Consider the following 25,816-nt stretch of genomic DNA (forward strand, 5'->3'; position numbering starts at 1 on the left):
AAAACAATAGGTTATTCCAAATCCGAAGAGATGCATGACAAAGTGGTCGGGACGTTCATTGAGCGTGAATACTATATTTCATAAGAGATCTAACTATTGGAAGCATGACCGGCTTTTGAGGTGTCCGAGATCCTTATACCACTACATTTTTCTCAGGGGGAATTTTATATACAATAAAAACGCCTGATGAAATGCATCATCAGGTGTTAATAAATGTCAACGTATTTCAGAACTAGGTAACTTTTTGCTACTCATTAACCAGCGGATCAAAGGTGTTGTAATAAAAGTACTTAAAATCGCCATAATTACTAGCATAGTAAAAATATTAGGTGGCAAGATACCTAAATCATAACCAATATTTAGAACAATAAGTTCCATTAGGGCTCTTGTGTTCATTGAAATACCAATAGTTGCAGCAATACGACGATTTTCACCTAATAGCCTACTTGCAATATAGGTTCCCCCAAACTTTGTCACAAATGCTACTAAACAGATGAATATACATATCATCCATTCGTCGGAGCCGCTCAAACTACCTATGTCTGTACGAAGCCCTGTGTACGTAAAAAATATCGGGAGAAAAAATACATGTACCAGACTGCCAATGCTTTCTTTCCAGCGTACAACAAACTCTCTGTTGTCATGTAACACAATACCAATAGCAAAACTACCGATTAGGGCGAAGACTCCCAGATAACTCGTTACTAAAGCCGATAAAAACAGAACAATAATTATGTACGCCATAACAGGATGGCTGAGCCGTTTTTCTTTTTTTAACCTCGAAGACAGCCAACTACGCAGAAGTGGCCTGACAATTAAAAATACCAATATGATATAAATAACTATGCCAAACATGTTAAACATGAATTGATCAAACTGATAATCGGAAATAAAGAGTGTCAATATAGCACCCAACAATATCCAGCCGATTATATCATCAATTGCAGCAGCACCGATTATTAAGGCTGCTGTTCGCGTATGAGCCAGCCCCAGTTCCATAAAAATTCTTCCCAATACAGGAATAGCCGTAATCGATAGTGCTAAAGCAAAAAATAATTGGAACGCTATTTTATCTGGACGAGGTGTTATAATTGAGTTCCATATCCATTCAGCAGAAAAAAAACCGACCGTAAAGGGCAAAAAAATACCCGCCATACTTATTACAGCAACCGAAAATCGACTTTTCTTTAGCTTCTCTCCAAATTCAAATTCAAGTCCTATTTCAAACATTAGTAAAATAAGTCCAATCTGGGCAATTCCGATAAAAATAGTTGAGCTTTCTTTTGGGAAAATACCTCCCATCAATTCCGGAAATAATGCACCTGCCACGCTTGGCCCTAAAGCCAGACCGGCTAATATCTCTCCTGCAACTGTCGTTTGCCCTAAAAAAGAACGGCTAATCCAAACAAATATTCGTGTAACTATAAATATGATGATTAGCTGATATAGCAACTTCAATAAAATCTCTTCAGCTGAAGAACCCACAGCGGATGTTCCCTCATTGACCAATGAGTCAATGAGTATATTGTTTTTTTCATTCATACTAATAAATTCCATTTAATGTTAAATGTAATAAAGGCATCAAAACCATTAGTTCACACAAAAACCATTATTGAATGGAATATATAAAAAACATACAAATAACCTCCACTAGGAATAGTGGTGATGTATTTCATATAAAAGCCAATCAAGGTTTGAAATTTAAATTATTAAATTTTCATTTTTAAATAAAAACCCCAAGAATCAATCAACACTAAAAAACAATATCATCCCGTCATTTAAAATTAATTAAATTTTAAAATATGATTAGATAACTGTTAGCGATTAAAATATTTATCTATATACCTTTATCTTATTTTTTAAATCCCGATTCTCCTAATTAAATTAATTTAATTATTTCAGGCAACTATAATAAAGTTGCCTGTGTACATATTAGTAATAGAGATTATCCCTGTAACATACAGAAGACATTTAATTTATTACCATCAAGATCTCTAAAATAGGCAGCATAAAAACCATGATCGCCACGAAGTCCCGGTTTTCCTTCATCTATTGCTCCCAGAGCAATCGCTTTGTTATACACTGCATTAACTTTCTCCTGACTATCAACATTGAGCGCGATCATTCCACCATTGCTCACCGTAGCCGGATTACCATCAAATGGTTTAATAATGCACAAATTCGTCACATTAAAATCCGGGCCCCAGGCAATAAAAGTCGGTGTTTCCATAACACGTTTAGCATTAAGCTCGACAAGCAGCTCATCGTAAAATGTCGCTGCACGGGAAAAATCATTCGTGCCTAATGTAATATAACCAATCATTTTTACTCTCCCATGTTCTATTTTTTACAAAAATCAAAATTGATTTTATTGGAGGAAAGCAAAAACCGCAATTAATTACTCCATTCTATAACTTGATGATAAAAACAGAACAAGGAAAAGCTTAATTTAATATCCGGCCATTATAATCACTGTAAGTTTAAATTACTTATTGTCATTTATTTCATCTTTACCCCATCCAATCTGATTCAAGTCCAACTTTCCGTTTTTATTCATCGGAAATTCCACAACGCGTTTTGTAAAATCGGGTAGCATATAATCAGGAAGATATTCTTTTAATAACTGTCTGATTTCTTTATGCTGAATCTTATCAGCTTTATTAGATTGATATACGACAACAATTTTTAATTCATTAGGTTCCTGTCGATAGATTGTGGCGATAGCATCCTTAACAAAACTTAATTTTCGCATTGCGGACTCAATTTCACCCAATTCAACCCGAAAACCTCTGATTTGAATCTGATTATCGATACGCCCCAAATAATATAATTCTCCATTTTCTCTATATCGAGCAAGATCCCCGGTACGATATAAATTTGAAGCTAATCTTTCAAAGGTATCAGGGACGAATTTCTGACGACTTAACTCCGGACGATTTAAATAGCCATTAGCAACACCTAAACCTGCAATATACATCTCCCCAGTCTGATTTTCTTTTACTGGCTCCCCGGCTTCATTTAATAAATGGATGGTCACACCGGGCAAAGGTAATCCAATAGGGCTTATATTACAGTCCAAATCATCGGGTTTAACCTGATGAAAGGTCACATGTACTGTGGTTTCGGTAATACCATACATATTTATTAATGCAGGTTGTTCATACCCGTACTTATCTATCCATTGACGGAGGCCCGATACATTCAACATTTCTCCACCAAAGATAACGTAACGCAGGCTGAGAGATTCTGTTTTGTCTGACATATAGTCATCGGTTTGCATCAGTAACCTAAATGCTGTTGGTGTTTGATTTAATACCGTGACTTTTTCACGTACCAATAATTCATAAAATTTGGGTGGATTCCTACTGATATTATAAGGCACCAATACCAACATTCCTCCTTTCAAAAGCGCACCCCAAATTTCCCAAACGGAGAAATCAAATGCTATCGAATGAAAACAAGTCCAGACATCCTTATCCGAAAAATTAAACCGTTTTTCGGCTGCACGGAATAGATGAATGACATTGTAATGTGCGATTGTTACGCCCTTAGGCTCTCCCGTTGAACCAGAGGTATAAATAATATAAGCCCATTGTTTACCCTTCACTTCTTTTTCCGGATTGGCTTCCCATGAAGGTAAAAGTGACGGATAATCACGATCAAAACAAAAAGTCTCAACCACAAAGTCAGATAATACTTTCAGGTATAAGCCATTTGTGATGACAATATCTGGTTTTGCATCATTAAGAATAGATCTTACTCTCTCACTCGCATTATTAATATCCAATGGCAAATAGGCATAACCTGCTTTTAATATTCCTATGATACTGATCACCATTTCGAATGAGGGTTCTAAAAAGATACCTATGCATTTGCTTTCCGGTGCTTTTTCAAGTAAATAATGTGCAACTGCATTTGCTCTTCTATTCAGTTCACCATAACTCATTCTCTCCTGATTTAATATTAATGCTGTTTTTTTATCATAGTGTTCAACAACTGATTCAAACCATGAAACCAATGAAACATTATCTAAATCATGCTTGATTAATATCTCATCCAGAACCTCAGAATTATTCCTTGCAGAACTTAAACCAAGTAATTCCGATAATATTTCCTGTTGAAAACCTTCAGGCATATTCAAGTTATCTTTATCCATTTTTAACCTTTTAATAAACTCTAAATACCAAAAAAATAGATGAATTTCATTCCAATATAACTTTCATTACGGAAGCCATATAAAAGATCTTCGGCATTTAAATTTTCAAAAATGGCCCCATTCAATGATAATTTGAAATTATCTCCCAGTCGGCGACTACCATTAACTGTCCATGCTCTGGAACCATAGTGCATGTCCTGAGTCACACCTAAAAACAAAACTGAGTCCTGTTCATCATTTGCAGAAAATTGAATACCAGCAAAAACATCATTCCCAAAAGGTGTATCTGAAAATTTATTGCGGGTGTCTTTCATATATTCCAGAAAAAATATTAAATTAGCACCGCTTCCTAAAACGCCGTATTGGGTATATTCCAAACCACCCGAATAAACTAAAAATGAGGTTTTAGGACTTTTCGAAAAGTTACGGTCTTTTTCCCTATAAGCACCTTCCCATTTAATAATCCAATTATTAATGTTCCATTGGTATTCCAAACCAATTTGCTGAATCTGCCCATAATAGGGAACCAGTTGATGGTCGCTATTTAAAAAAAATTCCGGTGTACGTTCAGTACCATTAAAGTAAGATAACCCTAAATCAACATTACCTAATGTATGATGGCTGCGCACAGCAAAATCCAGCTTTGATCTTTTATTCGCATGCTGATAAACGGCATTTCGCGTATCAATATTTAATTCAGCACGTAACCTTGCTGTATGTCCGGGGAATGTTCTCTCCCTAAATCCAGTAAGCAGAAACAGATCAAAAATACCCCAGTCATGTACTTTGGTTAAATTAATCATTGGCTGACCAAGCTTTTCGTTTCCAAAAGGATCATCGACCAAATCTGACTGATTAATAATATCCACCGGGTGACTAAACTCTGTCACACCCCAAAATACTTTCCTGAAACCCGCATAAAGTTCCCATGAATTATGGATATATCCCCAATATAAATCTCGTGGCTCAAAAGGTTCTCTGTTATTGCTACTGGAGTCTTTTCGATACAGAGCATCCATAACGATGTGCTGCTTATCACTATCCCACTCCGTAAAGTATTTACCTCCTGCCTGAAAGGAATGGCTTTCCCTTTCCTGTTTATTGGATAAGCCCTTCTCAAAGAAAACCCGCTGTTCCCATCCGACAGAGACATCCAGTTTTCCAGCAGATACATTCCAACAAACGAACATGGTCAACGCACTGACCAGCTGTGAAATAATGCACCTCTTCGTCCTTATTATTGACCGCATTGTTTGTACCTCCGGGTACTATCTCGTTCTCTTCAACGCAGCAATATCAAAATCCCGCTCGGTTAAACCCGTCTGAAATTGGATATTTCTCACAGACAATTTCGTTATCTTATTTGATTGATGATTCTTCATCGTCATGTTTAATGAACGCCAATACTTATCCATATAGAATTGATAATCATCGAATGTTCTTGTTTTTAACAATGCATTACGACGATCGTAATAATCAATTCTGATAAACCGGTAGAAGTCTTTATCTATCCACACAATCTGCCGGACATATCCTGATTCTTTATCAACGGGTTTTCTCTCAACAATAAAGCAGATTTGTTGTCCACACGGTTTTTCACCCAGATAATTGTACATTTTGTATTTCTCTATCTCTTCAGAAGCCAAATCTTCATAAGCAAATTCGCTTCCCATAAAAGATCCCGATTTATTACTGGAAGAAATACGTTTTACCCGTCGTGATGCAGGCAAATATATCCATTGTTCATCATCCCGATCTAAATGTGTAAAGGCTAATAAGGCTGTTCCTTTTATATCTCTGGGCTGCTCAAAAAAAGTTAATAATTTGTCGCCATCCCCTGACACTTCTAGCGTATTAATTTTTAAATAACGGTGACTTTCCTGACCTTCCGCATTTAATAACGTCATTTTGAGATCAGTGATCGTATCACCGAAACCGTTATCTCTGGCGATAGCCTCTTGCAGGATTTCTTTCCCCCGTTCTTCTGAAGCTAATGTGGGGAAACTGAGCAAACCTAAAATAAATAGATATGCCAACGAGAATTCTTTTATTCTGGCAAAACATTTTTTCATTATATTTTCTCCTAAAATCAGGCTCATTATTCGTTTAATACCAATGCTGTAATATCGTTATATTTTTACCATCATAGGTTCATCAGGTACGGCGGGTTTATTTTTCTTAGTTTTATCGTCTATTGCTATCAACAATGCCGGCAATAAAAAGAAATCAAGCAAGAGGGCAAAAATTACAGTCATGACGGTAAAAATTCCCATTTGTGCGTTCATTAAGAAATCTGAGTGCATCATCGAGCCAAAGCCACAGATAAAAATGATGCTGGTTGATAGTAGAGCGATACCAACCGTTGAGAAGGAGTAACGTACAGCATCCTCTGGCGTCATGTTGTGTTCACGACGAGCACGAAGGTATTTGTAAACAAAGTAAACGGTGCTATCGACAACAATACCTAATGTCATGGTCGCGATAGTTGCCGCCGCAAGCCCCACTACCCCATCAATAATGCTCCATAAGCCGAAGGCCATAAAAATGGGCAATATATTAGGTAGCATGCTAATCAATGCATATTTTGCACTACGGAAAACAATGCCTAAACAGAGAGTAATAATCAGAAACGAGATCAGGGTACCTATCAATAGCCCTTTAATATTGGTGTTCATCAGGTAGGTATACATTAAAGAGGCGCTGGCAGCATGAGTATGCATGGATGAAGGTGCATTATTGATAAGCCATTTTTCATGTGCCTCTTTTATCCTTTGCATTTCAAAGGTACTTAAGTCAGAGAAAGTCACCGTCATTTTGGTTGCAGAACGTCTGACATCAATCTGATCGTTCATATCCAACCCCAAAGGAAGAGACATTTCATAAAGCAACAGGTACTGAGCAATGGCTTCTCTATCTGTCGGCAACTTATAGTAAGCCGCATTATCCCCATTCATACTCCGGTTAATACGCTTCACAGTATCAGTGATTACATTAACATTCATGATGCCAGGCTGAGCACGTGACCAATTAGCAAACTCATCCACTTTTGCCATATATTCAGGCTCATTAATTCCGCCTTCTTTCCCTGCACCTAACGAAAACTCCATATTGAAAAGTCCCGTTAGATGATCCTGGGTAAAGTCAGAGTCATCCCTGATTTCAAGTCCTTTGGCAAAGTTTTTAACAAAATTTTCATCAACGGTCAGTCTGGGTATAAAGGTCAGCATAACAAGCCCGAACGCCACAATACCAAACTGTAATTTTCGCCTGTTATCGATAATCCAGTTCGCCAGAAATGCAAGGGAGAACTGCGTTTTCTGTACACCGGGTTTCACTCTGACAGGTAGAACAGCAATCAACGCAGGCAGTAAAAATAAGGCATAAAATAGTGCAGCTCCCATGCCTATCGCCGTCATATTGCCCAAGTCATGAAAAGGCGGTGCATCGCTCAGGTTCAAACCTAAAAATCCGACAGCAGTAGTCACACTGGTAATCACAACAGGGGAGAGATTAACCCGCAAACTTTCCTTAATTGCATCATGTTTGCTGTCTCCCTGCTTCATGCGATGAATAATGGTCACTAAAATATGGATACTGTCAACAACCGCCAACGTCATGACAATGATCGGCACATTAGCGGAAACCTGAGTTAATTTTATGCCGAGGTATCCGGCAGCCCCCAATGCGGCAATAATAGAGAAAACGATCACTAGACAGACGACAAAGGTCGCACTGAATGATCTCAACACCATAAAACACAGGATAAGTACAACCAGAAACACGATGGGGATGGTTTTTGACATTTCCTGCATACTGATTTCAGGAAAGGCATTTGACATCATCGCCACTCCGGTGAGATGAATATCAACATCCGGGTACATCTTCATATACTGGCTTTTCAGTTTGCGCACAGACTCTGCGACTTCAGCGACAATTTTGTCATCTCCGTCCGGTAAACGCACAGACACATTGACTGCGGTCACATCACCGTTTTCAGAAATGATGCGTTTGATTAACAGAGGCTCATTCAGCGCTATCTTCTTGATTTCCGACAAGCTACGTTCTGTTAATTTTGCCGCATCAGGAACCAGTTTCCTGATTTCCAGATTGTCATCATCTGCTTTAGTTGACTGAAAATTAGTTATAGAATCAACGCGATACGCATTTGGAACCTGCCATGCATCCTCTGTTAGCTTTTCAACGATAGAAAGAAACCGTTGACTGAAAACATTGCCATCCTTCGGTGCCAGTACAATCAACGCGCTGTCACCATTACTGTAGGTTTTCTGCATTGACTCATACGAATTCAGAAATGGGTTTTCCCGACTGAAAAAAACTTTATAACTACTGGTAAATGCCAGATTTTCCATACCTTTGAAGGTAAAAAACACTGCAATGCAGACCAAAATAAGATTGAGATAACGCCTTTGCACCACCCAGCGTGCATAGCCTGATGCAACACTATCTACCCAATTAGAAGATTTCATGCCCTGCCCTTATATAGACGTAAAGGTTAATAAATCATCACACAACAGCATCCAGCTTTCCCTGTAGGCACACCTACAGGGATAACAACAACCTAATAACGACAAATCAAAGTGTAATTTCGTATCTTTCCTGAGATACCGGAGTCGGAACGGCAGTCTTCCGTTTTTTCGATTCGGTGGATTGTCCCTTTTCTGGTAGCCGTGAGTTGTGGATCCAAACCTCGGCTAAAATGAGATGAATAGTGAATCCAATCCACAATGACAGTGACAGCGCTTCACCAATGTCTTTTCCACCGATCTGGATAAAAAGTGGAATAATGGCATGCATCGTGGCAGGCCCCAGTGAGATCATATAAGTTCGGATCATCCACTGGCGATGAAGCTCGACCTTCCTATTTAAAATCATTGTGATAGATCTTAAGACGCAGAAGATCATGACCAGAGAAAACAAAATTGATGACGATGTTTCTGACGTCCCGCCGACGGGAAACAGAATCGCCATTAAAATTCCGGTTATTCCCACCACTATGATGGTGATAAAGAAGCAATATCCTGACCATTTATGCAATTTCGGCCATTTTCGTCTGATGCGATCAACAAACTGAAGAGGCCCTAAAACATAAAGCACAATACCGGTAGTCAGATGCATATAGGACATAAGATGATGTTTTATATATCCCATATCATTCGCCTGATCCGGATTTAACAGGTTAGGCTGTAAATTTCCGCTAACCCCCTCCGTAATCCACCAGGTCCGATAGATGCCGTGGATGATTGTCCCCAGGCACACCAACGCGATCCATGACCAGCAGAATCGAACCAGTATCTTGTTCTGTAATTTCATATTGATTCCTTCTTACGTTTTACCAATGATCTACGATTACAGGATGTCAGGGTTGAGTGTGAGCTGCTCAATCACATCGGCTACCAGCTCTGGATAGGTTGTAATGAAATAGTGATGACCCTCTTCTAACGTGATCAAACTGACTTCATGAGCACACCGTTTCCATTTCAGATACTGTGAGGCGTATTTTTTGGTTAAAGGATCCTGCTTACTGACTAAATTCACCAACGGCGTTTTTATCCGCCAATCACCCCGTTTTTTCTCGTATTGATAAGCCAGTTTTGCATCTTTCCTGAAACGGGAGACTAAAAAGCGGGCAACAGAATCTTCCAGCTTCCCATCCGTGGGGATGCCCCATTTTTTAAGTAGCTGTAATAAGGATTCATCGCTTTTATGTTTCCATCGGTCATTAAGAGGCAAATAGCGAATAATTCGGGGTAACGGGAAAGCAGCCGCCGTCACTAAAAACTCGGCGGGTTTTCCCTTTAATTCCAGCCTACGGGCAATCTCCAGTGCCAGATAACTGCCAACACAGTGACCATAAATGGCAACTTTCCCTGAAACGTGTTCCACTATCTCTCTAGCGCACAATTCAGCGAGCATGTTGTAATCCATATCGGTTTCTTCGTGCCTGCTACCAAATGCATTACCGGGGGCAGTGACGCCATACACTGAATAGCCGGCATTCTTTTGCGCTAATGCCTGTGCCAATGGCTGATAGACCGTCGCAGCAGCGCCCGCATAAGGCACACAAACCAGTGTTATCTGCTCCTCTTCCTGACTTCGGTGCAACAACGACAAAAATCCCTTTTCTGCATTTGCAGCTTCTGCGCTTCCCATGCCGGATAAATAGGGCATCATTCCTGTGATCGTGGGTGCCTGATAAAATGGGATTAAAGACAGTTTATTTTCAGGAAAGGCATCCTGAACTCGGGACAGAAGTGTGATTGCAGTTAACGAATTTCCTCCTATTTCAAAGAAATTATCGTTAGTACCAATTTGCGTCCGATTTAGAACATCTCTCCAAATATCTGCCAGTTGCTGCTCAATAGCAGAAGATGGTGCAATAAACTCTTTATCGGATAGTGGGATTGTCTCTAATGCAGACAGTGCTTTTCTGTCGAGTTTTCCATTACTTGTAACCGGCAATTCATCCAATATATTTATCTGTGCAGGAATCATAAAATCCGGTACACGCTGTTTCAGAAAAGCATTCAGTTCCTTGATGGAAAGCGTCACGTTTTGGTACAACACGACATAAGCACTAATGAAATTACCGGTGTGCGCATCTTCCTTTAAAAGAACAGCGCAGGCTTTAACTCCATCACAACTTTTCAGGCATTCTTCAATTTCTCCCAATTCAATACGGAATCCTCTGACCTTAACTTGAGTATCAATCCTGCCCAAAAATTCAATATTGCCATCCACTGACCATCTGGCAAGGTCGCCTGTGCGGTAGACTTTTTCTGTCGGATCACAGGAGAACGGATGAGGAATGAAACAATTCGCCGTCAGTTCCGGTAAATTTAAATACCCTTTTGCCAGACCGGCACCGCCGATTAATAATTCCCCCGGTGCGCCAACCGGCAAAAGATTCATACGATCATCGACAATATAGAGTTGAGTATTGGCAATGGGTTTGCCTATCAGCGTTTTTTTATCTTTCCGTTTTTCCGCTTCCCAATAACTGACATCAATGGCGGCTTCGGTTGGACCATAGAGATTATGGAGTTTGACCTGCAATTTCTGATTGACACGCTCCAGTACGCTATACGGCAGTGCTTCTCCGCTGGTAAAAATACGCGCTAATGAAACACATTTATCGCTGCCTCGCGTATTGATGAAAACATTCAGCATAGAAGGAACAAAATGGCAGGTTGTGATCTGCTGTTCTCTAATCAGCCTGATAAGATAATCAGGATCTTTATGGCCTTCCGGAACGGCAAAAACCAGTGTCGCACCAGACATTAATGGCCAGAAAAATTCCCACACAGAGACATCAAAGCTATAGGGTGTTTTTTGCAGGACATTATCTGTGACGTTCAGCCGATATTTATCCTGCATCCAGCGAAGCCGGTTGACGATAGCGGAATGTGGCAACATGCACCCTTTGGGCGTTCCTGTCGAACCTGATGTATACAATACATAACAAAGGTTATCCGGCGTGTTTCCCACTGAATTCGGCAAAACATGGTGAGAATGCAATTCGGTGCGCCGGGCATTTAAAAACACAAGTTTCCCATTGAAGTGGGTAAAAATCGATTTGTGCTGCTCCTGCGTTAATACAACTGAAGGCCCGGAATCTTTCAGGATATAAGCCAAACGTTGGGAAGGATAACCGGGTTCAAGAGGCACATAAGCCCCACCGGCTTTTAAGATACCCAATAAACCCACTATCATTTCCACGGAGCGCTCCATGCAGATACCGACCCGTGTTCCTGCTTCAACGCCCAGCTCCTGCAAGCAACACGCCAGTTGGTCGGCTTTTACATTGAGGGCCTGATAAGTTAAGGTGACATCTTCAAATATCACGGCTACTGCTTCCGGTGTTTTTGCTGCCTGTTGCTCAAACAGTTCATGAACGCAACACGCTTCCCCCAGATTAACGGCGGTACGATTCCATTCTTCAAGGATTTGCACTGACTCTTTTTGATCCATCAGGGGAAAATCAATGAGTTTCCGTGCAGGCTGTTCAATAACTTCCTGCAATAACCTCACTAAGTGTTCAAGCACACTCAGTGCGGTTGACTGACGATATAAAGACGGGTTGTATTTGACGTTTAGTGTGAAGGTTTCTGCTGCTTCAACGACTTCTAACATAAACTCATATTCTCCGGTCTGAGAATATTGCGTTAAATGTTCTGCTGATATCCGCTTACCTAAAGCCTGAGATTCCTTCTGCGGCATAGCTTGTTGATAGACAAAAGCCATCTGAAACAGAGGCGAATCATCCATACTCTGAGTCAAATTTAAGGTTCTTACCAACACCGGAAAAGGTAAAGCATGGGCTAAACCATCCAGTACGGTCTGTTGTAACGTTCTCAGATACTCCGGATAGCTAATATCCTGCGAAAGCTGGCTGCGGACAGGAATCGGATAAACATAATAGCCGACCTCTTCCCGCTGATGTTCTTCTGTTCTGGCATCTGTCGGCATACCAATGACAATATCGTCCTGTCGGGTAAAACGATGGATAACTAACTGAAACAAGCTCAAAAAAACGGATGACAGGTAAACTGAATGTGTACCGGCGAAGGTTTTTAACTTTGCGGATAAATGGGAGGATAACGTCCGAGTCAGTGTTTCACCTTTATATTTCTCAACATTCAGGTATGAACTGTCCGCCAGTAATTTGGTGGAAACAGGCGCGTCAGCCAGTGTCTTCTTCCAATAATCTAACCGACGTTTTCCTTCGTTACTTTGCAAAAGTGCCTGTTCATGCATTACAAAGTCGTACCAATTGTCCTTCCCTGTCTCAACGACAGGTGGCTTATCCACTGATAATTGGTGGTAAAAGTTGAATAACGCAGAAACCATTGGATTAACTGAAATAGCATCCACAACAATATGATGTGCACACAATAAAATGATGGTTTCTTTTTCAGACAGATGCAGCAAGTTGACCCGTAACAGGGCATCGCTGTCAAAATCAAAAGGCTGGCTGATCTTCTCCGACAGATAGGCTTCAAGTTCCTTCTCAGTCAATGACAGTTCTGTTGCAACATTCACCCTTAATGCACTTTGGGGATTATTGAATAAATAAGGAAGCCCTTCCTCTTCGAATACCGTCGTGGCCAGTATGGGATAGCGCCTGACCAGTAAATCTAACGCCTGTTGAAATAAATACGGATCTATCCGGCCATTGACCCGAAAACAGACCGGGCAGTTATAGGCACTATTTTGAGGCGCGTGTTTATGGAGAACCCATAATCCCTGTTGACCTTCGGATAACGGATAGGTTTCCGGTTTTCTTGTCTGCCCGACAGAAACAGGAACATTGTTCGCCTGAGTCTGTACGGCCTGAATGGGTTCCTGAAATTCGGATGTCGCTATGTCATTCGTCTGTATTTCACCATACTGTATTTCACCATATTGCGCCGTCAGATAATCTGACAGCTCAGTCACTGAATTTTTCTCCAGTAGGATCGCAATCGGAAGACTCATACCCGTCTGTAATTCCACCATCCGTACAAACTTGACCGCCTGAGATGATGACATTCCCAATGCAAACAGGCTCATGCTGCCATCAATTTGTTCTAAAGGTTGTTGCAATATGCGGGCAATCAGAGAAAGCAGAAGTTCTTTTATACTGAGAGAACTCTCGCCTGCGTCCTGTGATGGTGGAAGGTTGCCTGTTGACAGGTGATGATCAATCGCTGGCTCACCCGGTTGCGTGGTCATGAGCGGCGAGTTGTGATGCGATTGATAGAACGGATAAACAGGCAGTGGCATTTTGGGAAGCGGTTCATCCCTGTGAAACTGCCTCCAGTTCTGCCATTGGCCTTTTACCCACGCATCTGCAATTTTATGATTCTGCTCTGGATTGAAGAACAAACTCTCTTGTTCGGCTATGCCAGCACCTGAAATACTACCTTGATAAATATCGGTTCCGGTGCCATCTGCAATCCATCGTTTCAGCTTTTTAAGCAGCTCAGATACTGAGCTGACAGGAATGGCTAAACGTTGATTAAAGTGCTCCCGTCCTGACTGGGTCACGGCAAATAGTTGTTGCAGCGGTATTTCCCGGTTATTTTTCAATGCCGATTCAAAAAAATGTACCCAGCATTGCGCATAGCGTCGCAGACTATCCGGTGATTTCGCGGACAGAACAAACAATTCCGGCAGGCTGATATTCGCGTTATCCTGCAAAGACTGCTCTGACGGATGATAGCTTTGCAGCAGGAGGTTGGCATAAGAGCCTGTACTGCCAAAGCTATTCACCATCGCCAGTTTGGGATGTTGCCGGGTTCCCTGCCATTGACGTTGTTCAGTCACAATACTGACCGGGCTGTTATCCAGTTTTATCAGTGGACTCAGCGTCTTATAGGGCATGACGGGCAATAAATACCCATACTTCATTTGCAACAGGACTTTCGTTAATTGTGATATCCCTGAGGCGGATTCAAGGTGCCCGATATTCGGCTTTAGCGTACCGACAAACAGAGGTGTATGACGTTCCGCAAAGGCGGTCTGTATAGCGCGGATTTCTGAAGCATCACCGAATACCGTGCCGGCTGCTGCGGCTTCAATATAATCGACAGCGTCTGCATCATAGCCTGTTTTCTGTAATGTGCTGTTGAGCAATTCACTCTGCTGTTTTGTTGAAGGAACACCATAGCCCGACACTCTGCCACTATGGGCAATACTGCCTCCTTTTATCACCCCCCAAATATGATCGTTGTCGGCTTCCGCCTGAGAAAGTGGTTTTAACAACACAACACCAACCCCTTCTCCCGGAATAATTCCCGCTGCTTCTTCTCCAAACGCCTGAGCATCGCAACGTTCAGAAATCATGTTAAATCGTTTGAGGTTAGTAAAATGGGTGGCGTGGGCAAAAAGATTGATGCCACCGGCTACAGCCACATCGCAGTCACCCTGTGCAATCGCCTGACAGGCAAGATAGATCGACGTTAATGAAGAAGAACAACTCGTATCTACGGCGAGGCTTGGCCCAGTCCAATTGAAAAACCAGGATACCCGGTTCACGATGGATGAGAATGTAGAGCGGCTGGCTGACTCTACTGATATCCCGGTTTCCTCGGCTGAACCGTCAGGATCATTCCACATCACACCGGAGAAAACGCCTACACGCGGCCCCAGACTCAGCAAATTTTCACCGTTGTATCCCGCACCGTCCAGCAGCTCGTAAACACTTGTCAAAAAACAGGCTTCCTGAGCCGATATCCGTTCCCGTTCCGTCGTTGAAATGCCAAAAAAGTCAGCATCAAAATCTGTAATTGAATGGGAAAATCCTCCCCAATGTTCAGAGCATTCCGGTGATCCCCAACGGTTATCAGGTACTCTGGAGAAACAATTTTTCTGATCTTTGAGGTTATTCCAGAATGTTTCAATATCCGGCGCATCAGGGTATTTCCCCTGTACGCCAATAATGGCAATGTCCTGCCCCGGCATCTCAGTACTGCTGTTCTCAGGTTCCTGAAACTGCGTTTTCTCCACCAGCCCAAACGCCATGCCTAAAAGTGTTCTCTGGCTATCTTTGAGCTTCAGCACGCCAGCTAAAGCGGTTTCATCAACGCCGGATAACAGGCAGGAACCAATCGGGTAGTGCGCTTGTTTTTGTGCAAGCAGTTGGACAATGGCACCGACTTCAATCGCTGCAAAAAAGTCACTTTTTTCTTTATACAAAGGACGAATACCATCGTACTCAACCACAAAATATAAGCAGCAATGCGCATTGTCATAATAGGGTCTGTTATAGTAAAAATGGCTGCTGTGAGGCAATTCATCCGATGAAATTTTATCCAGCTTGTGTTCAACCGGATTATAGTAATAAAACCCGGTTGAAAATCCTCCCACTCTGCCGGGTTTTATCTCAACATAAATCTGGATACTGTAGGTTCCGCCCGCCGATGGATAGAGATATCGATGACTGCCGTCAATAAGCATGGCGTTGAGTGCACTCAGCCATCCCAATACGCTGTCTTTTGGCATTGGCGCATCATCAAATGTTCTGAAAGTGCGTCGGGTATTATAGTGATGCTGAAACTCCTCAGATGAGAGTTTTTTGGCACGGACAGTGTCAAAATTGCTATCCAATTGACGAATGTTGAATTGTCTTTCTTTGAATGCTTGTTTTTCTGTTAACGATGAAAGTACAGACAGTTCTTTTTCTTCATCCGCCACCGGCAAAACAGATTGCGGTTCACACCGAGCCACCGGTTGTTCGCTTTGTTGATCAATCAGCACGGCCAGCGTCTCTAACGTCGGCTTTGCGAGCAATGCCTCCAGTTCAATATCTACATCAAACTGTTTCTTCACAGCCAAAACCAGCTCCATGACATTCAGCGAACTAAAGCCATGCTCAAACAAATCCTGATTTGGTTTTAGCGCTTTGCCTGCCATTAATTGCTCAAGCTGCTGTAAAGTACCGCCTGTTACGACAGGTTTTCCGGTATCCTGCTGATTGTTCTCAATCTGCCTGCAAATCAAATGGCTCAAGCGGGCCATTGTGGGGGTATGCAAAAACTCATCAAGGTCAAGATTAACGTCAAAACGTTCCCGAATACGAATCAGCACCTGCATGATTGATTTTGATGTCATCCCCTGATCAAACAGGTCATGATTGAAATCAACCGAATGCTCAGCCATTAATATCCCAATGAATTCATTGAGATCACTAACATTACATTTCTCGCCCATAGAAGTTCCCCTGTTTCTCCTCATCATGATGGCATTCCGTCCACGGTTGCAGAGTTCCGCACATCATAATCAGCAAGGTCTTTCCCCTGATGCCCAAAATTGAGCATTTCATCCGTAAAAAACCATTTTTTGAGACAAGCACAATATTGTTGAAAGACAGAGGAAAATTCATTCCGGCCGCTTTCCAGTACATCCCACTGGAGGCGAAGAGAGGATGTATTGAGTACAGTAGGAATATTGTCTAAGACAACCCCCGGCGTTTGGGAAATGCTATAGACAGGTTCAGGAAAATCGGGACCGTAGGCCAGCAGGCAAGTGTAAACTATCGGAAAATGCAGATCGGGGTAATGCGCTGCCATGTCCAGTTCATCAACGACGTCATGATGCCGATCGTTATCCAGCTGCGCCTGAACCCGGAGAATAAGCTGTTCTGGGGTTTGATCTGTCTCTGAAAAACTTACCCAGCTAAGACGGGTAAATACCCCCGTTGTGGTTTCAGGCACCCCGGCATATCTGTCCCAGGAAACCACTGCGATGGTAATGGGTTCATCCGATCCGGTTTTTAACTTATTCCAGTTTAAAAGCGTGAAACCGAAAGCTGCCAATAGGATACTGTCAACAGAAACACTCAGCTTTTCAGCCAGTGCCTGTATCTGACGATAATAAGATAATACCTGTGTCAATGGTGCGGGAAGAGATGTCTGATGGGCTAATGGTGTTAATCCATTAAGCCCCTGTTTCATCCGGGAGAATTTATCATGCCAGTAATCTCTCGCTGTTATGCAGTTTGCGGTATTCTGTTGATGCTTATAATGCAGAACAACATCCTGAAATGTGATGTTCTGTGTCGATAATCGATAATTTTCTGATTTATATTTATTAAACAATTGGCTAAGTATCAGAAAAATACTTTTCCCATCAATCAGAACAAAATCAAAATTGATAAACAGTCGATTTTTTTGCCCTTCAAGCGTACACACCCGCAGGCGATATCCCGGATATTCTCCTGCTGAATAACGTGTCAACAACATTTCATTACGTATTGCATGACATCGCTGATGAAATATTGCTTCTGTCCCGATCACCCTATCGGTCAGGATTGTATAATCCGCTATGTTATCCAACACCTTCTGATGCAATGAAGCGAGATAATGCGTTCTCAAAACCGGATGATAAGCAACAACTTCATTCCAGGCACGGGTTAACCGGGAAATATCAAGCACATCAATATCAAACTCAAGTTGACAGCAACAGGTTTTTCCACCCAGTTTTGCGGGCATCATTTGCCCAGCATATAAGGCCTTCTGAATGCCAAGCAGAGGAAAAAAGCTGCTCTGTGCTTTTTCTTTCTCTAATCTCTCTAAATCCTGCCTTTTTTGCTCACCTGAAACAGAGATTTCTGAAATAGACTGCGCATGGTCAATCAGTTTTTGACGATAAAGGTCAAACAAAGCAACGACCGAACCTTGTTCCAATAACGCATGGGCGACATACCAGCGATAGACCAACCGCCCGTTAACCTCGAAGACATGATGATCTAACGCTACTTGAGGCGTTGTATTCATCATATGTTGAACAGACCAGCCATCCTCAGGATTGGGTTGTTGAAATGCAGCAGAGATTAAATTTGTAAAAACCACCGATAAGCGTATATCTGCACGTTTAGCCGGATTCTGTCGTAATTTTCTGAGTACATTGACCGCTCCTACAAAGCTGTGACTGGCATCTCTATCCAGCTGCTGCTGGCAGGCAATGATCCGTGACTGAAACGTATTTTCCGGTTCCCATTCTGAAACAAAAATATTGCTATTGGCCAACAACCCAACCAGCCCGCTGATCTGCTGATTGATGGCTAATCGATTGAAGTTAGTCAGATTGAGACTAAAACGTGACTGTTCCGTAACCTGATGAAGTACTTCACAAAAAATACTCAGCAACATCGCACCGGTTGAACAGGACAACATGTCAGCCTGTGTCTTTATGGCTGACCACAATTCAGAGGGCAGTTCTGCACTTAAACAATGCACCGTCTGCGCTACAGGATATTGTGCCGGAAGATATTTCAGATCAGGTCCTGGCGGGATATTCTCTAATTTATCAACCCAATACTGCATGCTCTGCTGAAAATGTTTACCGGTACGAATCTGTTCAACTAAAGTGAGGTATTTCTTCAGAGAATAGGTTGCAGGTAATTCATAATCAGGATCTTCTGACATATAACGTAACTGTTCTACCAGCAAAAAGACACTGACGGCATCAGCGATCACTTCATCCAAGACAATTTGTACAACGGTATGTTCAGCATCCAATATCAATGCGTTGATTTCGAAATACGGCCAACACGCTAAGTCAAACACCTTACAATTTAGCGTTGTCCGGCTGTTTGTCAGATAATCAGTTTTTTCTGAATCTGAATACTCCGATAAGTCAATGACTGGAAAGGAGTAATAAGCATAATCTTCCAGAACCTGTTGCTGAAAATTGTTGTTAACAACTGTATGCAGCGACTCATGATGATCAACTAAATGATTCCAGGCCGACTCGATTTGCTTAATCGGTATGGCCTGTGCAATATGAAGTTCAAAATAAAGTGTGCTGCCCACACGCTGTCCATACGTGGAGAGCGCCCGTCCAATCACAAATGACTCTTGCAGTTCAGAAAGCGGGAAGGTATGCGCTGCGTTTTCTTCTGTTGAAGAGCGAAAAAATTCTGCCGCTGTTAACAGTTGTTCTTCTGTTATCCATTCGCTGGTAATCAAATCATCAACCAGCGATCTCACATTTCGTTGTTCATAAAAAATCGTAAATTGGAGAGATACCCCGAAAACAACCTGCCAAAAATCCAGAAAACGGACGATATGCAATGATGTCAGGTGCAAGTCTGAAAATGGAGTGTTCGCAGACGGGACTTTATGCTCGATAATGTTTTCCAGTGTCTTGATAACAAATTGTTCAGCTTTTTCCCGAAACGCTATCGTCCGATTGGAAAGAAAAGCGAATCCGTCCTCACCGTATAAACAGGCTGTCTGTACGCTGGCCGATAATGACGGTACTGTTTCAATCGCTTTTAATTCAATTTTATGACGTTCAAATGGGTAAGTTGGCAGGCTTATACGTTCAGGCAACCGCTCCCGATATACCCGATGCCATTCGATGTTTGCACCTTTGCACCAAACATGGAGTAATTCACGATGGTTATTTTCCACCAGCCAGCCATTAATTTTTTCCTGCCATTCACGTTCTTCAAATTGATCGATACTGCTGAGTGCGATGATATTTTCATTGCTGCATTCACACTGTTTAAGCTGCTGACATAAATCCTTCAAATTTTGCACCAGAAAACCTACACGTACCGGCATATTTTCCCGGCCTATTTGTAAGGTCAACGCCAAACGCATCAGCAAAAGTTCAGTTTCGTGAGTTCTGTTCTCAAATTGATACAGTGATAGAAAGTCATACAACTGTTTCACGCGATCCTGCAATGCGCTAACCGTTTTCGCTGAAAGAATAATGGCACAGGGAAGATTTATCCCTGTTTCTGACAGTTCAGGCGGTGTACTCTCTTCCAGAATAAGGTGGGCATTGGTTCCACCAGCACCAAAACAAGAAATTCCGGCGATTCTCGGTATGCTCATCCCTTCCCTGTCGGGCTGTTTCCATTCCATTAATGTTGAATTAACGGAGAAAGGTGTCTGTTCGAAAATAATATCGGGATTCAGCCTTTCACCATAAAGTGTTGGCGCAATCATTTTATGTTGCATTTGAAGCAGGACTTTAATAACACTGCCAACTCCGGCCGCGGCTTCACAATGACCGAAATTCGGTTTTCCCGAACCTATCAAGCATGCAGGATGATGATTATCTGCTCGTTTTTGAAAAACTTTTGTTAATGCACCAACTTCAATCAGATCGCCATATCGTGTGCCTGTGCTGTGTGCTTCGAGGTAACTGATTTCATCCACGTTGACTTTTGCTTCTGTCATGGCCTGCTCAATCACTACCTGCTGTGCTTTCGGGTCCGGAGCACCAAATCCATTTGATCTTCCGTTTTGGTTCACCGCGCAGCCCTGGATCACGCCATAAATGTGCGCACCTTCATTTAAGGCATCCTCTAATCTTTTTAATACCAGAACACCAATCCCTTCTCCCGGAATATAACCATGACTGCCTTCACCAAAACTATTAAGCTCAGGCGATGAAGACAGCATTTTTCTGCGGCTAAGGGTTAAGTATTTATTAGGATGAAGCGTCAAATTAACGCCGCCGACGATAGCCGCGTGAGTACGTCCTTGTTTCAGATCCTGACAGGCAAGCTGTATCGCAACCATTGAAGAGGTACACATGGCATCCAGCGTCATACTAGGCCCGTGAAAATCCATGAAGTAAGAAAGCCGGTTAGCAATACTGGCCTGACTGCCGACTAATCCAATCGGTTGTTTCAGGTCATCGGATGTTACGTCATGCAGTTGATACTCACTGTACATTGAACCGACATAAACCCCGACTGCGTTTATGCCATTTTTTTCTCTCTTCTCATCAGCGGCCAGTGTTTCAGGGGTGTAACCGGCATCTTCAATTGCTTTCCACGCTTCCTGCAAGAATAAACGTTCCTGAGGATCCATTGCCGCGGCTTCACTTTCAGAGATATCGAAAAATGCGAAATCGAATTCATCAACGCCACTCAGAAAGCCTCCCCATTTGCTGAGGTGCGTATTTTGACTGTCTCCGCGATAATAATTCTGCCAATTCCACCGATTCTGTGGGATCTCACTAATACAGCGCTTACCCTGTTTCAGATTGTCCCAGATTTGGGCGATATTCTCTGATTGCGGATATTTTGCACTTATCCCGATGATGGCAATGTTCAGCCGATTATCAGGGATATTCTGCCCTTGATTGGCTAAATCAGATTCTTTTTTCTGATCCAAAGAAAGGAGGGATTTATCTGCATCGTGAGTAACCGTTTGAGCCAGATACTGAGCGATATCGGCAATGCATTTGTATTCATAAAATAAGGTCTTAGGCAGCGAACCAAACGTTTTTTCCAAAATCGCAACCAGTTGTATGGCAATCGCTGAATCAATACCATATTTATCTAAAGGTTCAGAAGTCCGCAACCGTGTGGGTGGGATACCTAATTCTTTACCTATTATCGCTTTTAGCTGTCCAATTATGTCCTCGGGCCTCGGCTGATTTTGCGCATGTTCTATCTGTGAAATGTCTGTTTGCACTACAGTAGAAGGTGTTACAGATGCCCGTAATTCCCGAATGGAAAATCCGTTAATCTCAACACAAATGTCACCGTTATTGTCACAGATGACGAGATCCATTTTCTTGATGAACGAGGGTGATACAGGCGATGCTACGTTTGTCATCCATGCCCATGCCTCACCTTTAACCTGTCGGATAAACCGGATTTCATCAACAGCAAAAGGAAGCGGTGTGACTACGCCCTGTTTGAGATCTTCTTGTGTCAGCAATCCCAAATAAGCAGCCTGTAGCGCACCATCCATCACGGCAGGACAGTACATAAACGGATTTGATTTGAACGGCATAGATTGATGGGCGAACTCGTACATCGGGGCTTTATCAGCTACAAAAGCCAGCCTTGCGAGTGCCACAGTCTCTTCGTGACTGTTTTTCCCTATTGTGATCTCCTGAATAGCACGATGTTTCTTGCCAATCTGAATACCAAGCAGTTCAAGCACGCTGTAACATTGTGCGTCGGTTAACCGACGTTCCCGACAAGACTGCTGACACTGTTTAATATCCAGAGAAGTGCTGTTCTGTAATGATGAGAAACTGATACTGCCGACGGTCAAAGAATCAGGGTGCCGGTGTTCTTCTTCACTCGTCTCTGTTCCTAAAACACTATCTCCTGAAGTCACATCAAAATGAATATTGTTTTTTTCTTCCGGTGATGTCTCTGATTTAATATTCACCGTTAGCATCAATGCGGTTTCTGCTTCTGTCTTGATAGCCGGCTTCGCCCAACCTACGTTGTATAAGCTCAATTGTTTTGTAGCTGCATAGTCTGGCAACAATAACGTCGTTGCATGCCGTACAAATTCAAGATGAACCACACCCGGAAGCATCATTTGCCCGTTGACCACATGTTCATGCAAATAAGACTCAGCCGTGCTGACCCGGAATTGGCAGGATTTCAGCGCATTATTTGATAGCGTAGCCGATTCATCAATGGAAAATGGCGGACGATGGATAGCACCTAAAAATGCGCGAACCGGCAAACCGGACAGGCGCACCGGATGTTTATTTCCCCATAAACGTGACCAGTCTGGTTCTTCACCTCTTAACCAACGCAGCATCAGTTCCGTGGTTATTTCATCTGTAAGGCAGGAAGGGGATACTGATCTTAATGTGTCTTCCTGCTGAATCTCCTCGGTATTCTTAATACCAATATCGCCATTAAGTACGCCGTCCAGTTGTGATGTCAGCTCAGATAAGTGGGATACTTCTAAAATTACCCGATATTGCCGTGCCTCACGGGACTGCAACGTGAATGCCAAACGCGCTAAATCAACCTCCTGTTTCTGTAACTGCCGTTCCTGTAAATATCGTTTTATCTGCACAATATGATCGCGTAACGAGGCTTCCGAGTGCGATGACAGCGGGACTAGCACCGGCATCGTTGCTTGCTTAACGCTCGTATTTTCTTGCCTGATAAATTCCTTAACCACGACATGGGTGTTATACCCACCTCCGGCAAATGAATTAATACCGGCAATTCTGGGTAACGCCTCCCCTTCCCGTATAGTGGAGTCCCATTTTTGATGATGATGATTGAGATAAAGTCCGGAACCCTCTAACCCTAAGCTGTCATCAATCTCGCTGAGTCCCTGAGTGCCGATAATGGTCTGATGACGCAATTGCAGCAGAACTTTCACCAGTGCCACCAGACCGGAAACCGCCTCAGTGTGTCCGATAGCTCCCTTTACCGTGGAGAGATGAATATGCTGATGGGGCAGGAAAACTTTTTTCAGAGCGGTGATTTCTGTAAAATCTCCTGCTCTGACACCGGATGCGTTACACTCAATTACGGAGAAATCATCTGCCGATACCCCCGAATTTTGCCAGGCTTTACTGATGGTTTTAGCCTGCTGTTCAACATTGGCAGAAATGAGGGAAAATGTCCTTCCGCTATTATTTGCCGAGCCACCCGCGATAATGGCATAGATATCATCTCCATCTTGTTGTGCTTTCGACAATGATTTAACAATCACAGAGACGACCGCTTCTCCCCTGAGTTGCCCCTTGCTTCGCTTGCTAAACAATTCAGGTGCTGCCGCGGACGACAAAATTCCATCCTCACGCGCAATAAAACCGTAAGGATGCAGGAAAAGGCTGCTTGCACTGACAATAGCCTGATCGACCTGCCCTGAGCGAATCAAATCACACGCTCCCAGCAATGCCGTTGTGCCTCCCGTGCATTCTGTATTAATAAATTGGGTAGGGCCTTGAATATCAAGGAATCTGGCTATCCTACCCGATGACATGGCAGGCTCATTACCAGCCCAATAGTAGAAATTCTCCTCTACGCCCTTATCTCTCAGCAGCTTTTCGTAATCATTAGCTAAAGCTGAAACAAACAGCGCAGTACGATCGCCGCTCACGTCCTGATTAGCATGACCGCTGTCTTCAATGCTTTGATTAATAATCTCAAGCAACAAACGATGCTGAGGATCCATATACTGAGCAACGGCTGGCGGGATCTGGAAATACTGTTCATCAAACCGGAAAATATCATTAATAAACCCGGCAGAACGAATGATTGTTCCCGCAGACAGCCACGGACGATCTTCAGGAAAAGCTGAAAAACCAGACTTTTCTTCAAGCAGATTTCTCCAGAACTGATCAACAGAATCCGCCTGCGGAAAACGCCCTGCAATCCCAACAATCGCCACTTGCTCATTCCGAACAGATTCAGAGAACGGTGGCATTTTTATCTCGGCTTCATGTTTCGGCTGAGTTTTTATCTCTAAAGGCAGCCTGTTTCCCCGAAAAAGCTGTTTAAGACGCGTTTCATGCTGAGGAAAATCAATGCCTAAGAAAAACAAGTAATTCTCAGGATACGTTTGAATTTTCGTGATGCGGTGTTCGTCCATCTCCAGCTTTAATACACAAAACATGCCATTCAGGCGGGATAAAACAAAGGGAGAGGCTTGGGTTAATTCCATTCGGACAAATAACGTTAAGGTGTTTTCATCGCGAATAAATAACTCATCAAATAGTGTAACTCCCTCCTTTCCTATCGCCGTTCGCAATGCGTAAATAAAACTTTTCCATTCAGCAATTCCATGACCGGTGACATTGCCATTATGAAATACCAGCTCTGGGTGTAGCAGGCTGTCAATGTGGCGCAATGAACCCTGATTGAAGACACAATCAACAAGCTGTTTAGCCTTCTCACTCATTCGGATGGACTGTTCATCAGAGGCTACATGCAAACCCTCTTTTTCTTTGTTAACCAACACACGTTGTTGCCAGGCGGGGTAAGACAAACATGCTTCAGAAAGCGGCATGCCAACCAAAAAAAGAAAGTCCTGCACCTGTTGCCATAATTCAACGATTTTGCCGTCATTGATGCGTATTGCTATCTGACAAAAATTTGAATATTCGCCACCGGAAATAATCTCATCATGCCAGCGATCCGCTTTCCAACGGTGAAAGAGATGCAGAATATCATCCTGAACAATCACGCTTTCCGGGATAAGTTTTAAATTAGCCGTGTTCAGCCTGACTGACTGAATAAATGTCTGAAACGCCTGAGCATCATTTAACTCGTTACTCTGCATATGGCACACACAGTTTTGAGCAAACAGATTATTAAAGGCGTCAGAAGACAGGTCATCTTCCCATGCCGCTTTCAATCCCAGAACAAACTCTGCATACGGATGTTGTAATAGCCAAGTCATTTTATCGGTCATAGAA

Annotated in this window: 10 protein-coding genes; 1 reads left to right on the top strand and 9 read right to left on the bottom strand. The window is 42.6% G+C overall.

The features are described from left to right. A partial coding sequence (locus AACX68_RS08245) for an IS1 family transposase (protein WP_228858329.1) occupies window positions 1-84 on the top strand: 84 nt, incomplete at its 5' end. Window positions 85-216: 132 nt separating this feature from the next. Here AACX68_RS08245 and AACX68_RS08250 read toward each other — a convergent pair. From AACX68_RS08250 to AACX68_RS08290, 9 genes are all read right to left on the bottom strand, one after another. Next, window positions 217-1,542 carry a cation:proton antiporter gene (locus tag AACX68_RS08250; RefSeq protein ID WP_228858811.1) on the bottom strand — a complete coding sequence of 442 codons (1,326 nt, stop codon included), beginning with the start codon at window positions 1,540-1,542 and terminating at the stop codon, window positions 217-219. Window positions 1,543-1,945: 403 nt separating this feature from the next. Beyond that, complete coding sequence (locus AACX68_RS08255) at window positions 1,946-2,323, bottom strand: VOC family protein (RefSeq protein WP_228858812.1); 378 nt, start codon at window positions 2,321-2,323, stop codon at window positions 1,946-1,948. A 162-nt stretch (window positions 2,324-2,485) separates the two neighbouring features. Further along, window positions 2,486-4,156, bottom strand: coding sequence for an amino acid adenylation domain-containing protein (locus tag AACX68_RS08260; RefSeq protein WP_228858813.1), 1,671 nt, complete (start codon window positions 4,154-4,156; stop codon window positions 2,486-2,488). A gap of 20 nt (window positions 4,157-4,176) precedes the next feature. Beyond that, window positions 4,177-5,175, bottom strand: a complete 999-nt coding sequence (locus tag AACX68_RS08265; protein ID WP_228858814.1) for a hypothetical protein — start codon at window positions 5,173-5,175, stop codon at window positions 4,177-4,179. 249 nt (window positions 5,176-5,424) lie between these two features. Further along, complete coding sequence (locus AACX68_RS08270) at window positions 5,425-6,255, bottom strand: outer membrane lipoprotein-sorting protein (protein WP_228858815.1); 831 nt, start codon at window positions 6,253-6,255, stop codon at window positions 5,425-5,427. A gap of 30 nt (window positions 6,256-6,285) precedes the next feature. Continuing rightward, on the bottom strand, window positions 6,286-8,643 hold the full coding sequence (locus AACX68_RS08275; RefSeq protein WP_228858816.1) for an efflux RND transporter permease subunit: 2,358 nt from the start codon (window positions 8,641-8,643) through the stop codon (window positions 6,286-6,288). A 106-nt stretch (window positions 8,644-8,749) separates the two neighbouring features. Beyond that, the gene (locus AACX68_RS08280) at window positions 8,750-9,487 is read right to left on the bottom strand and encodes a DUF2306 domain-containing protein (protein ID WP_228858817.1); all 738 of its coding nucleotides are present in this window, start codon (window positions 9,485-9,487) and stop codon (window positions 8,750-8,752) included. A gap of 36 nt (window positions 9,488-9,523) precedes the next feature. Next, window positions 9,524-16,867: a non-ribosomal peptide synthetase gene (locus tag AACX68_RS08285; RefSeq protein ID WP_228858818.1), complete on the bottom strand. Its 7,344-nt coding sequence runs from the start codon at window positions 16,865-16,867 to the stop codon at window positions 9,524-9,526. A 23-nt stretch (window positions 16,868-16,890) separates the two neighbouring features. Further along, window positions 16,891-25,812 carry a beta-ketoacyl synthase N-terminal-like domain-containing protein gene (locus tag AACX68_RS08290; protein ID WP_228858819.1) on the bottom strand — a complete coding sequence of 2,974 codons (8,922 nt, stop codon included), beginning with the start codon at window positions 25,810-25,812 and terminating at the stop codon, window positions 16,891-16,893. Between the last annotated feature and the right edge of the window lie 4 nt (window positions 25,813-25,816).

Source organism: Xenorhabdus sp. PB61.4 (genome assembly GCF_963894935.1).
In the GTDB taxonomy this organism is placed as follows: Bacteria; Pseudomonadota; Gammaproteobacteria; order Enterobacterales; family Enterobacteriaceae; genus Xenorhabdus; species Xenorhabdus stockiae.